This window comes from Vibrio gelatinilyticus, from assembly GCF_022836845.1.
In the GTDB taxonomy this organism is placed as follows: domain Bacteria; phylum Pseudomonadota; class Gammaproteobacteria; order Enterobacterales; family Vibrionaceae; genus Vibrio; species Vibrio gelatinilyticus.
On sequence record NZ_JAJNNZ010000002.1, the window covers coordinates 179361 to 192486 of the forward strand.

At 44.9% G+C, this 13126-nt stretch carries 8 protein-coding genes; 4 read left to right on the top strand and 4 right to left on the bottom strand.

Annotated features, from left to right (window positions below):
- Positions 1-163: 163 nt before the first annotated feature.
- Entirely contained in the window at positions 164-1096 is a 933-nt protein-coding gene (locus LNL84_RS02965; protein ID WP_244355409.1) for a LysR family transcriptional regulator, read from the bottom strand.
- 98 nt (positions 1097-1194) lie between these two features.
- Between LNL84_RS02965 and chrA the strand changes: the two genes are divergently transcribed.
- From chrA to LNL84_RS02980, 3 genes are all read left to right on the top strand, one after another.
- Positions 1195-2388 (top strand): chromate efflux transporter, encoded by a 1194-nt coding sequence (gene chrA, locus LNL84_RS02970; RefSeq protein WP_244355164.1) that lies wholly within the window; start codon positions 1195-1197, stop codon positions 2386-2388.
- A gap of 172 nt (positions 2389-2560) precedes the next feature.
- Positions 2561-3670 (top strand): HD domain-containing phosphohydrolase, encoded by a 1110-nt coding sequence (locus tag LNL84_RS02975; protein ID WP_244355166.1) that lies wholly within the window; start codon positions 2561-2563, stop codon positions 3668-3670.
- Between the two features lie 202 nt (positions 3671-3872).
- The gene (locus LNL84_RS02980; RefSeq protein WP_244355168.1) at positions 3873-5561 is read left to right on the top strand and encodes an AMP-binding protein; all 1689 of its coding nucleotides are present in this window, start codon (positions 3873-3875) and stop codon (positions 5559-5561) included.
- A 120-nt stretch (positions 5562-5681) separates the two neighbouring features.
- Here LNL84_RS02980 and fusA read toward each other — a convergent pair whose 3' ends face one another.
- Complete coding sequence (gene fusA / locus LNL84_RS02985; protein WP_244355170.1) at positions 5682-7769, bottom strand: elongation factor G; 2088 nt, start codon at positions 7767-7769, stop codon at positions 5682-5684.
- 292 nt (positions 7770-8061) lie between these two features.
- Positions 8062-9438, bottom strand: a complete 1377-nt coding sequence (gene radA, locus LNL84_RS02990; RefSeq protein ID WP_244355172.1) for a DNA repair protein RadA — start codon at positions 9436-9438, stop codon at positions 8062-8064.
- Between the two features lie 250 nt (positions 9439-9688).
- Here radA and LNL84_RS02995 point away from each other — a divergent pair, with 250 nt between their 5' ends.
- Positions 9689-12028, top strand: a complete 2340-nt coding sequence (locus LNL84_RS02995; protein ID WP_244355174.1) for a PilZ domain-containing protein — start codon at positions 9689-9691, stop codon at positions 12026-12028.
- A 46-nt stretch (positions 12029-12074) separates the two neighbouring features.
- On the opposite strand, the gene serB is transcribed toward LNL84_RS02995, so the two are convergent.
- Positions 12075-13043 (bottom strand): phosphoserine phosphatase, encoded by a 969-nt coding sequence (gene serB / locus LNL84_RS03000; protein ID WP_244355175.1) that lies wholly within the window; start codon positions 13041-13043, stop codon positions 12075-12077.
- Positions 13044-13126: the final 83 nt, after the last annotated feature.

Genomic DNA, 13126 nt, shown 5'->3' on the forward strand with positions numbered 1-13126 from the left:
AATGCCCCATTTTTTACAACTGCGGTTATTCTCTTTCCTAGAGTGTGGAATAGATCACTGCACACAATACTTGGCAACTATCCAAGGATCTGACTGATACTAATAGCAGTAAGGCTTTGTAAGCAATTACCTCAAAATGTAATGCTTACCACTAACGTTCAATTTATAGATCTCTGTGACGAACCTCTTCTACTATTGCATTGTAAACAACCTCCCTAAGCCACTGCGATTTATCACTTTCGTGTTTTTTATTCGCCCAGATAAGAGAAATGTCAAAGTCCGCGACAGGAACGGGAGGGGGGGCAAAGTTGAGATTGTCATTAATTAGTGACATTTGAGCCATCATTCTTGGCACAATCGCAAACAGTTTTCGTCCTGACACTAAACGACGAATCGTCAAAAAGTTTCTCGAGACCACGGTTACGTTGCGATTGAAGCCTTCTAATCTGAGGTATTCATCAACCTTGGTTTCAAAGTGGCCGTCTGGGCTCACTAAACAATGTGGCGTTGAGGTAAACAAAGCAAGGTCGATGTCATTGACCACATTCACGTGCTCTGCATCGAACAAACAAAGGTGCTTCTCCGTATACAGTTTTTGAGAGCGAAAGTGCTCATTTAACTGAGGGATACTGCCAATAACGATATCGAGCTTTTCCGCTTCTGTAACACTAAGATAATTATGGCGATTAACGTTAACAAAGCTGACCTTGGCATGAGGGGCGCTTGCCAGCACCGCATCATAAAGCAAAGGCGCAAATATAAACTCTGCGTAATCCGTCAAGCCAATCCGACAAACTCCACGATACTCTTTAGCAATGAACTCACTGCTTGGAAGGACATTGAACTCTACCAGCGATAATACCTGAGCGATAATAGGCGCTAGCTGCTGGGCTTTATCTGTCGGCACCATTTTGTGCCCTTGACGTTCAAACAAACGATCGCCGCAGAGTACTCGCAGCTTAGATAAACTGTGACTCATCGCTGATTGACTGACATAGGTTTTCTCAGCAGCCGCGCTGACACTGCTTTCTTGAAATAGATGATGAAAGGCCACCAATAAATTAAGATCCACTTTTTTCCAATCCACAGCTGCTATCCTATATTGCTCATACAATCTATCAGTACTATTAATTTGAATAATTATACTGCGATTCTTATGCTAGGCCCACATTCACTATCGATTTAGGTTTTCTTGTGGCGGCAACGATATCTCAATCTGAAAAATCAGATTCTGCATTCACCATTTTTAAAATATTTTTTTCACTGGGTTGGGTGAGCTTTGGAGGCCCAGCAGCTCACATTGGCTACTTTCGTTCGATGTTTGTCGAAAAGCGCCAATGGTTAGCCGACGACAATTACGCTCAGATTGTCGCATTGAGCCAGTTTTTACCCGGCCCAGGTTCCAGCCAGGTTGGGTTTGCCATTGGTTATCAGCGTGGCGGTCTTATTGGCGGGTTAATGGCCTTTGTTGGCTTCACCCTGCCCTCTGTGCTCATGATGTTGTTACTGGCTGTCGCCAGCAGTCAACTAATGGATGCCAGTTACTTTCAGCATGCCATTCATGGCTTGAAGTTGCTGGCAGTCGTTGTCGTGGCCGATGCCACCTGGGGAATGTACAAGAATTTTTGCAAACAAAACCTGTCAGTTTTTGTCTGCATCACCACAGCTGTCGCGCTGCTATTGTTCCCATCCATTAGCACGCAAATATTGGTTCTACTGTTAGCCGCACTACTAGGAATGAAATGGCTGCCGGGCAAAACCTCACCTTCGACACTGCCTATGACACTTTCTGTAAGGCCATTGCTCTTGTTTGTTGCCTTGTTGTTTGGCTTACCGTTATTGGCCAGCATGGCCCCTGTTATCCAAATTTTTTCTGATTTTTATCAAGCGGGAAGCTTGGTCTTTGGTGGCGGCCATGTGGTGTTACCGTTGCTGCAAAACATTGTTGGTGATCAACTGTCACAAGATGCCTTTCTAACTGGGTATGCTGCCGCGCAGGCTGTGCCTGGGCCAATGTTTACCTTTGCCACCTACTTAGGCTACCAGTTGTTACCGCAAGCGCCTATCGTTGGTGCGCTCGTGGCCACCCTAGCTGTATTTCTACCTGGTTTCTTGTTGCTGGTAGGCGTGTTGAATAACTGGCGATCTCTTGCTCAACGCGCAGGTGTGGCGGGAGCGCTTAACGGCGTTAATGCATCAGTCGTGGGATTACTGATCGCCGCTCTCTATCAACCCGTGTTCGTTAGCGCCATATTCAATGCTGTAGACATCTCTTTAGTGTTGCTAGGGGTAACCTTAATGAAGCAATTTAAACTGCCTATCGTGGCAATGGTCATTTTCTTTGTTGGCGCAGGGCTGTTCTCCCCTTTTTTAGCGAATTTAATCTAAATCAAACTTTATCGTAATATCAAGACAGTGAACTCGCTATAGTCACCAACGCTGCTTAAACTCATTAGTGGGACGTAGTCCCGCTTTTGTATCAAGGTAGGGGCGAGTTCACCGTTGTCGACCCAATGCTGCCCTGCCTTACTGTACACGTCGGTAATTCAAGGAGCTGAATGTGGCCAAGCATGCTTACTCTATTGCTCAGAAACAAGCGATCTCCCCTACATCTTTGAATATGGCTCTAGCGGCTATTCATGCCAAGCTACGAATAGAGCAACCCACTGTCTCACGCATGTCGGTTGCTCTGTACGACGATGAACGAACAACTTTAAAAACCTACTTGTACAGCACCTATCATGGACATGCGATTACCCATTACAGCGCACCGATAGACCCACATAGCTCATTGGGTAAATGTATATTACGAAACAATAATCGCTCGATTGGCAATATTCGACAAGAGATCTCTCCCAGTAACGAGCACTCTCTTTGGCTACGTCAGCAACCCTACCAATCTTCTTTAACCGTACCACTATTTGATCAAAACAGTTTTGTCGGAGTTCTATTTTACAACGCATCTGATGCCAACCACTTTGATCGCCTAACTCAGCAAGGGATATATGAATATAGCCAGCAAGTTCTAGATCTGGTGCAGGGAGAATGGGATTACCTCAACACATTAAAAATCGTGCACGAAAATATTAAGCATTCAGCCTTTAATGATGCCTGCGACTCAATTGCACATAGCACACGCGTTGGGCTTTATAGCGAGGTTATTGCCAACCATTTGGCGGTTCAGGGCTGGCTTGATGATGAAACACTTCATCATATCGCCCATTGTGGCGCTCTGCATGATATTGGTAAGTATTCGGTGCTTAGTACGCAATACGACATAACATGGGAGCCTAGCAACGACACGAGTAGCAATCTCAAAAAAAGTGTCAAACAGGGTGCAAATGTACTCCACCACTATGCGCATCACTATGGGAATGAGTCACATCCAAGCAGTCATTTATTAAATCAAGTCATTCGCTATCACCATTGTTATCTGGATGGCAGTGGCTACCCGAGAAACGAAACGCCACCTCTTGCTGCGCGCATTGTGACCGTTGCTAACATTTTTGACGCCTTGACGAGCGAACGAACTTACAGTCAACCCTGGTCCGTAAGTTACGCACTGCTGGAGCTAGAGAAGAAAGTATCACAGGGAAAAATTGACAGCATGTGCGTAGATGCATTACGCAGCGAACAACAAACGATTAAGTCCATCATGGACAGCGTTTAAAGGCGCCAAAACGGCCTTAATTTGATGAGTCAGCAAACGTTGCATTGGAGTTTTTACTCAAATATTGTGCATTGCCCCACGAAAAGCATCCACCAACACACTTGCAGACTTTTAAATATATCGCTAACATAATCTATATTAACAATATCTTAACACAATAATAACCATAATTTATCGTTCTACCTTTTAATGGAGTTAACGAATGATTCAGCCTAATCCAATTTCAAGCTCTTCACAGACTACGTTTACCCCTCCCAATGAAATGCTTCTTAAATGGGCGCAGGAGAGACCAAATGAAGTTTACCTAAAACAAATCATCAACAGACAATTTGTTGACTTCACTTATAGTGACGTCGCTGATAAGGCTCTGAAACTGGTGAGTGCATTAAATGGTTTAGGGGCTAAGCCCGGTGACAAAATAGCGCTGGTTTCAAAAAACTGTGCTGAGTGGTTTATCTGCGATCTAGCCTTTATGCTCGGTGACTTTATCAGTGTGCCGATATTCCCGACGGCCGGTGCAGACACCATAGAGTATTGCATTACTCATAGTGAAAGTAAGATCCTAATTGCCGGAAAACTTGATGACGCCACCGCCACCTCTCAAGTCATGGAAAAACTATCGGATGTCATCTCAATTTCCTTGCCCTATGACAGTGCGCCTCAATGCCAATACAGTTTTGAGCAACTGGTTGCCGAAAACGCGCCTTCTCAAACGCGACCTAAACACCATGAAGATAAGTTGATGTCAATTGTCTATACCTCTGGAACCTCAGGGCTTCCAAAAGGTGCAATGCTCACCTACGGAGCGTTTTGCTGGTCAGTTCAACGATTAATTGATCACATCGGCATCGAGCCGAACGATCGATTATTCTCATATTTACCGCTCGCTCACATTACCGAGCGAGTGTACATTTATGGTTCTTCTATTTTGGGTGGCGTACAAACCGCCTTTCCTGAGTCTCTCGATACCTTTATCGAAGACGTAAAAATGCATCGCCCTACATTGTTTATTTCTGTACCAAGACTTTGGACACTGTTCCAGCAACGTATTCAAGACAAGTTGCCGCCGAAAAAACTAAACCTTTTACTCAAGATACCGTTTGTAAATACGCTCATTAAGAAGAAGTTGGCGGATGGTTTAGGGTTAGACCAAGCTCGAGTCCTAGGCTGTGGGTCAGCGCCTGTCTCTCCTGCTCTTCTTGATTGGTATCACAGTGTTGGGCTCAATATTACCGAAGCCTGGGGAATGACGGAAACGTTCGCTTATAGTACCCTTAACCACCCGTTTAGAGCGGATAAAATTGGATCTGTTGGTAATGCAGGACCGGGGATCGAACTCAAAATTGAACATGACGACGAAATCATGGTTCGCAGTAAGGGGATGTTTTCGGGCTACTATAAAAATGATATTGCAACGCAAGAAAGTTTTGATGATGAAGGTTGGCTGCACACCGGAGACATTGGTTATATCGATACCGATGGTTACCTGAAGATCCAAGGGCGTAAAAAAGACACCTTTAAAACTGCGAAGGGTAAGTTCGTCGCTCCGGTACCGATTGAGAATAAACTATTTGAATATAGCCGCGTTGAGATGATGTGTCTCATTGGTCTTGGATTACCTGCCCCTATCCTATTGGTTGTGCCACACGACTTCCCTAACTTTGACAAAGAAAGGTATGAACGGACAGCTGCACGCGTGGTTAAGCGTATGAATTCAGAATTAGAATCGCATGAGCAAATCAAAGGGGTGTTGATGATCAAAGACCCGTGGAGTATCGAAAACGGTATTTTGACACCAACCTTAAAGATTAAGCGTCACCTTCTAGAGCAGAAATATCACGAAATGGGCCAAAACTGGCCGAAAGACAAATTGGTAGTGTGGGAAGAGTAAACTCACATTACCAACATCTTAGATTTGAGCTGCCATTGGCAGCTCTTTTTATTTATAAGTCGGATGCCACACATAAAAAACCCGCCATAAGGCGGGTTTTTTTAAAGATTAATCAAACAATTACTTGTTTGCTTTCTCTTCTTTAACTTTAGCAATAACTTCTTCTGCAACGTTCATTGGACACGGTGCGTAGTGAGCGAATTCCATAGAGAATTGGCCACGACCAGAAGTGATTGTACGTAGGTGACCGATGTAGCCGAACATCTCAGAAAGAGGTACGTCAGCTTTAATACGAACACCAGTAGCGCCAGCTTGTTGGTCTTTGATCATACCACGACGACGGTTAAGGTCACCGATAACGTCACCTACGTGATCGTCTGGAGTGAACACGTCAACGTTCATGATAGGCTCAAGAAGTTGTGCGCCTGCTTTAGGCATAGACTGACGGAATGCGCCTTTCGCTGCGATTTCAAATGCGATTGCAGATGAGTCAACTGCGTGGAAGCCACCGTCGAATAGTTCAACTTCAACGTCTAGCGTTGGGAAGCCAGCAAGAACACCGTTGTCCATCATTCCAGCAAAGCCTTTTTCAACTGCAGGCCAGAATTCCTTAGGTACGTTACCACCAACAACTGTTGATTTGAACGAGAAACCAGAACCAGCTTCGCCAGGCTTGATACGGTAATCGATCTTACCGAATTGACCAGAACCACCAGACTGTTTCTTGTGCGTGTAGCTATCTTCAATTGCTTGAGTGATAGTTTCACGGTAAGCAACTTGAGGAGCACCAACAGTTAGGTCAACACCGTAAGTACGCTTAAGGATGTCAACTTTAATGTCTAGGTGAAGCTCACCCATACCTTTAAGGATGGTTTCGCCAGTTTCTTCGTCAGTTTCAACTTGGAAAGATGGATCTTCTGCAACCATTTTACCGATCGCGATACCCATTTTCTCAGAACCGCCTTTGTCTTTTGGAGTTACAGCGATTGAGATTACTGGTGTTGGGAAGATCATTGGCTCAAGCGTACACTCGTGCTTAACATCACATAGAGTGTGACCAGTTTGAACGTTCTTCATACCAACTACAGCGATGATGTCACCCGCTTGAGCTGAAGTAAGTTCGTTACGCTCATCTGCTTGCATCTCAACCATACGGCCGATACGCTCTGTTTTACCAGTTGCAGCGTTAAGAATAGTGTCACCCTTGTTTAGTTTACCTGAGTAAATACGGATGAACGTTAGAGCACCGAAGCGGTCGTCCATGATTTTGAACGCTAGCGCACGTAGTGGCTCATCAGCAGATACTGTCGCAACTTCACCAGTTGGTTCGCCAGTTTCTTTGTCTGTTAGTGGTTGAGGTTCTACTTCTGTTGGAGCAGGTAGGTAATCAACTACAGCATCAAGAACGATCTGAACACCCTTGTTCTTAAATGCAGAACCACAGAATGTTGGGAAGAACGCTAGGTCACGAGTACCTTTACGGATACAACGCTTGATGTCTTCGATAGAAGGCTCTTCACCTTCCATGTACGCTTCCATTAGGTCGTCGTCTTGCTCAACAGCCGTTTCGATTAGCTCTTCACGGTACTGTTCAACGTCATCAACCATGTCCGCTGGAACATCTTTAACTTCGTAGTTTTCTGGAAGACCAGAATCGTCCCAAACGTATGCTTTACGGCTTAGAAGGTCTACAACACCAACGAAGTCATCTTCGCGGCCGATAGGTAGAACCATAACTAGTGGGTTAGCACCTAGAACGTTTTTAACTTGGTCAACAACGTTAAAGAAGTCAGCACCCATACGGTCTAGTTTGTTAACGAAGATCAGACGAGATACTTCTGATTCGTTAGCGTAACGCCAGTTAGTTTCTGATTGAGGCTCAACACCACCAGAACCACAGAATACACCGATACCGCCATCAAGTACTTTAAGTGAACGATATACTTCAACTGTAAAGTCAACGTGTCCAGGAGTATCGATAACGTTCAAACGGTGATCGTTCCAAAAACAGCTAACTGCCGCTGACTGGATAGTAATTCCGCGCTCAGCTTCCTGTTCCATGAAGTCGGTAGTTGATTCACCATCATGAACTTCACCAGTCTTATGGATTTGGCCAGTCAGTTTAAGAATACGCTCAGTTGTAGTGGTTTTACCCGCATCAACGTGCGCGAAAATACCAATATTTCTGTATTTTGATAAATCAGTCATCGTTTTACTCTGTTAATAGGATATAAAATGCGCGCAGAGTATATCACAATCTGTCAAGACGGATAGCATTGCGTGCATTTGCTTTAAAAAAAAGTTATCAAGCCGTTGTCTGAAACAACGGCTCGTTCAAGTCGTGCTCTCGCAAGCCCTATTATATGGGGCCTGTACCGAACACTTGTGTTTACTTAGTTCGGAATTAATTTTAGCCGTTATCTGTGATATTTCGATAATAATTCGTAAAATTGACCGAATTCACCGTACAAAAATCAATCTCGACTGACTTTCACGGCACTTACAGCTCATCAAATGCCGAAATTGCGTCAGACAATTTTTTCACGCCGTGGATTTGCATTCCTTCCACACCGCCTTTTGGCATATTCGCCATCGGAACAATCGCTTTGGTAAAGCCATGTTTAAAGGCTTCCATCAAACGTTCTTGCCCACTTGGAACTGGACGAATTTCACCCGCAAGACCGACTTCACCAAAAATAACCACATCTTTCGGTAACACTCGGTCTCTAAAACTTGAAAGCAGTGCCATAACCAATGCCAGATCAGCACTGGTCTCAGTCACCTTTACACCACCCACCACGTTAACGAACACATCTTGGTCTGCCATCTGTAATCCACCGTGTTTATGCAACACGGCCAACAGAAGGGACAGACGGTTTTGATCTAATCCTACGGATACGCGTCGTGGATTGGCCAGCTGACTGTAATCGACTAACGCTTGAATTTCCACCAATAATGGTCGGGTACCTTCCCAAACAACCATAACCGAACTGCCCGAGGTTTCTTCATCACCTCGAGATAAGAAGATAGCCGATGGATTACTGACTTCTTTTAGACCTTGCCCTGTCATAGCGAACACACCCAGCTCATTCACCGCCCCAAATCGGTTCTTATGGCTGCGCATTGTTCTAAAGCGGCTGTCTGCACCACCATCGAGTAACACCGAACAGTCAATAATATGCTCAAGAACTTTGGGGCCGGCAAGAGTACCATCTTTAGTAACGTGACCCACAATAAAAATAGCCACATTATTTTGCTTAGCGTAACGAGTTAACGCTGTCGCCGACTCCCTCACTTGAGCGATACTACCCGGAGACGATTGCACATCCGATACATGCATTACTTGTATCGAGTCAATAACCACCAATTTAGGCTGTTCCTTTTCGGCAACTTGGCAAATACGATCGACATTGGTTTCTGATAGCATCTTCAAGTGCTCTTTAGGGAGCCCTAGCCTTGATGCCCTCATCGCAACCTGTTGCAAGGATTCTTCACCAGTCACATACAGCGTCGGCATTTGTGCAGACAATCGACACATGGTTTGTAATAGTAAGGTGGATTTCCCTGCGCCTGGATTACCGCCGATTAGTATTGCAGCCCCTGGTACCACTCCCCCGCCCAGCACACGGTCAAACTCTTGGAAGCCACTGGTAAAACGAGGCACTTCTTGTAAATCGATGTCAGACAAAGTCTGCACTTGCGACTCGGCAGCACCCGCATAACCTGATAAACGCTCATTGCGAGCGACTTGAGGTGACGCCGCCAGTCTCACCTCGCTAATCGTATTCCAAGCACCGCAAGCATTACACTGCCCCTGCCAGCGGGGAAAGTCTGCACCACAGTCATTACATACATAAGCTCTTTTTGCCTTAGCCATAACGAGTTTTCTTTAATCCTTTTACTGTTAATATCGGTGCATACCGTTTCAATAAGACATTGAAGCGGTCTGAAAATTTGAAAGCGGATCACAAATAATCATTGCGAAATAGCGCAAACTCGTTCGACAATACCTAACTCACAGTTTTCGAAACAAACCTTTAAGGGCTATAAATCTCTGCCGATAATGGAACATGAGTCTATGCGAGTTATGGCGAATTCATCACGAGAGGGATACTCTACCAAATCTTATGCAGCAATCCGAGATTCTTTCATTAACTGAAAAATTAATCCCAGCTTACCAAGCTGACGATTTCGAGCACGTTCTCCTTCAGCTGACCGAAGGGGTATCACCGTCCGCAAAATTGTTGGTTAAGATGGAGCTTAACCGCATCATGACCCCAAGCCAAAAACGCATTGACCTGCGAGGTCGACTGTCGCAAGACTGTCAGGAATACCTATTGGATGGCATCTCTCATTGGCTTGATGACCGAGCTTTTAATCAATACCACAAATTGGTGAAAAAGTTTGGTGGATATACCGAAGGCGTTTGGGAAAGCCTAGTAAGTCAGCCAAGTCTAGCACAGGGCGTTCGAGGCAAACCTCTGACTCTGGAAAGTGACCTCACTGATCCCAACAGCCCTTTTGAAGCTGAGCCTATTAACCTAGGCTACGATCTATTGCGTCGTGAAAATCGCCTAAAGCTGACCTCTCAAATTGCTATCACGCTGAGCAATGGTGAAACAGCTCACGGTGTAACCGTTGATTTATCCGGAGCGGGCGCGAAATTCAAAGTACCTGGCACCTTTGACTACAATCTGGGAGAAGTCATTAGTGTCTCTTTTAACGAGCTAGCAAAAAATGACAAAATCAAAGACATCCAGAAGCCAATAGAGTATCGAGTGCTTGGTGTCGAAGGGGTTCATGGCATATCGCCCGTTAAGTTTTTGCGTACCTTAAGACTCACGCCGACTGATGCCATTGAGTTGGTCGTAGAGCAACACCTCAATACCGAAACCAAAAAAATTCGTCACAACAATCAAGACAAAATCACTCGAGCCAGAACTCGGGGATTTGAGCACACCTATCTCAAACATGCCTGTAACTTACCCTTGTTTTTCAGTGGCGAGCAACTCAAGGTCGCACTACTCACAGAAAATAATCACAGTATTTGGAACTATTGGCATGATGAACGTAATCAACAGGCGATAGGAAATCTGTTCTCCCCAGAGCGTATGGCCTTGCTGGTAAAGGCGGGGATTAAAGGCTGTAGCAATGTGCTCTATTCCTTTACCCATGAACACCAAGGCATGACATTGTTTTACTCAATGATGATGCCAGAAGCCTCTCGAGAAGAACGCCAACTGTTTTGGCATATTGGTGCCAAAAAGAAAAGCTGGAGAGCGTTTCATTTGTCGGTGTTTGAATTATCTGACAAAGAAATCTCTCAGCTATCCGCTCACAGCTCTGAATTAGCACAAGACTCGAACACACTCACACATTGCGGAATATTACGAGAAATCAGTGATGATACTTCGGCACTGGACTATCTTTTGACTGAAAAGCCTCGCCTTTCTAGCAGTGAACTGGGCAAATTTCGCCACCCCAGAAAGACGACTCAGCCAAGGGGCATCTATTTTGATGCATTATCGCGCCGTAAAGAGCCTCGTTATCAATTTCGCTCACCATTGTCACTGCTCATCGACGGACAACCCGCTATCTCTGCACATACTATCGATATTTCGAAGCGCGGCTTAAGCATTGAATTGGCGCTGCCGCTTTCTTTGCCGACCAATTCGCTTGTAAACGTCGATTATATTGAGCTTAAGCTGTACAACGATAAGCTGCCTTTAAACCGCGTGCCGTACCGAGTTGTTCGCTTTTCTGATGACTGTAAGCAGGTTCATCTGGCGATAGAAGAGAATGGTAAGACAATAAAAACCATCGCTTTCCTCAATGGCATCATAGACAACAACCGAGACACATTGATTGAAAAAGAAGAGAGTCTACCAAGCGCTGAACTTCTTGAATCGATGCACAACGTTCTGCTCAGCAAAATGGTGAGTACCCCCATTTACGTAGATAGAAGAGGCTCCTCGCTTAAAACCAGAGCGATAGGTGTCAACTACCCGCTACCCGGATACCTGCAGTTATTCGAGCGGCTTGGTCACAATCATAAGCTTTCATTGCAACCGATATTCAAAGGGCGAAGCAACAGTTTATTGGTCAACTCGATGAAAAAACGACTGGGTGCAGAGCCAGTGCACTGCGAAGTGTACATCGCTGCGCTTAAGTTCGGTGACCGTATTCAGGCTGTTCATACTAAATTAAGGAGTGACTTTCCGTCTGCCAGAGAGCGTATTCAATTTGTTAAACATGCTCTAAGCTTAGGGGAGTTGTACGTTCTTCGCTTGTCTTGCTCTCCGGTGTTCGATCCTTTAACCGTGTTACTAAGAAAAGACATCAACGAACTACTCGCTCTGAGCCTAACTCATGCCCGAAATTTGGAAAATGAAATGAATTCGATTCATGGATACTGTGAGTTGGTTGATATCACCGAAGAAGTACTTATTCGTTTGGAATTAAATTAAAGCCAATAGAAAAAGAGCATGACCACGGTCATGCTCTTTTGACAAGTTACCAAGATACTTTTTTATGCTTTGCTAACAGTCCTGAGAGCACGCACACAACCCCGCCTAGCCCTGCATGGCGTATTGCGATCTGAGCTTGCTGTTCTACTTTTGGTTTAGCATGATAAGCAATACCTAATCCTGCCGCATTCATCATCACTAAGTCATTGGCACCATCACCCACAGCGATCGTGTTGTGTGCTTCAACTTCGTACTGATCAGCTAAAGCCAAAAGAATATCGGCTTTTTTTTGTGCTGTAACCACATCTCCCAGCACTTTCCCCGTCAGCTGGCCATTGACGATCTCTAAGGTATTTGACTGAGAAAAGTCCAATTGCAACTCTTGATGTAAATAATCCGAGAAATAGGTAAATCCACCTGACGCTATCGCGGTTTTCCAGCCAAAAGATTGCAATGTTTTAATCATCTCTTTGAGCTCAGGCATCATCGGCAATTGATCTCGTACCTGCGTCAATATCGCTTCATCAGCACCAGCAAGAGCCGCAACCCTTTGGCGAAGGCTCTGCTCGAAATCCAGCTCACCCTGCATCGCTCTTTCGGTCACTTCTGACACCTGCTCTCCAACACCAGCAAGCTTGGCAATTTCATCAATACACTCAATCTCTATCGCGGTCGAGTCCATATCCAAAACAATCACACCTGGGCGCGTCATGTCTGGCACATCGTGTAACACAGCATAATCAATACCTAGCTCTGTTAGGATAGTTTGATGCTCTTGTGTCATAACACCCGACATCAAAGCCACCTCATAAACACCCACCTGCCAAATATCCAACACTTTATTGAAGGTTCCGGTAAAGAAATCTATATCATCAAAGTGTTTGGGTGAAAGATGCTCTGAGAATACAATCCAAGATGCTCTCGACTTTTCGTGCTGCGTGGCATGCTGGGTCTCGGGAAAGCGTACTCTTAACGGGATACGCCTTTGAATTGATATACTTTTAACTTGATCCATGTTTGCTATTCCATAATGATTTACCAAGACGTTACCCTATTGCAATTTGGTTGTGCAAGTCTCAATATGGTTCAATTCGCAAT